This window comes from Prolinoborus fasciculus (assembly GCF_056724605.1).
The window spans coordinates 1-785 of sequence record NZ_JBWZQN010000152.1 but is presented as its reverse complement, the minus strand read 5'-3'; the positions used below and the strand labels follow the sequence as shown (position 1 = coordinate 785).

Annotated in this window: 1 protein-coding gene; it reads left to right on the top strand. The window is 41.3% G+C overall.

Annotated features, from left to right (window positions below; genetic code table 11):
- Nucleotides 1-785: IS4-like element ISAbe18 family transposase (locus AC1P5O_RS16670; RefSeq protein ID WP_499006422.1), on the top strand; the 785-nt coding region annotated here is incomplete at both ends.

Here is a 785-nt window from a genome sequence, read left to right as displayed (position 1 = left end):
TCTATTCCCCGAAGCACGCTGGCACGAATCAATGAGCAGCAGCCTGCTGCCTTGTATCAACAGCTATTTTACAAGTTGCTTAAATACTATGAACACTCAAAAGTAGCTCATAAATTTCGCTTTAAGAATCCCTTGTATTCCTTGGATGCCAGTCATATTGACCTGTCGCTTTCCTTATGTGAATGGGCCAAAGTTCACGACTCAAAAGCCAGCATGAAACTCAGCATAGGATTGAATCACAGCAATGATATTCCTGAGTTTGTTGCAGTTGAAAATGGCAAAGAAAATGACATGGTACAAGGCCGCAAATTCCAGTTTCCTGCTGGCAGCATTGTAGTTTTTGATAAAGGCTATGTCGATTACCAATGGTATGCAAATCTGACTGCTCAAAACATTGGATTTGTCACACGTTTTAGGCCTAAATCTGTGTATCAGGTGATCCAGCAACATCCAGTGCTTGAATCCAAAGGTATTCTAAAAGATGAAACCATTCAGCTGAATAGCGCACATGCCCTAAAAAGAAAAGCCCCAGTGTTAAGAAGAATTGAATATAGAGATCAGCAAAGTGGCAAGCACTTTAGCTTTCTCAGCAATAACTTTCATTTAGCCGCCTCCACCATTGCGGCGATTTATAAAGATCGTTGGAAAGTTGAGCTGTTCTTTAAGGCGATTAAGCAGAATCTCAAATTAAAAGCGTTTCTAGGCCGCAGCAGGAACGCAATTCAGACACAAATCTGGATTGCGATGATCGCCTATTTATTGGTGAGTTTCGCTCAACATTTAGG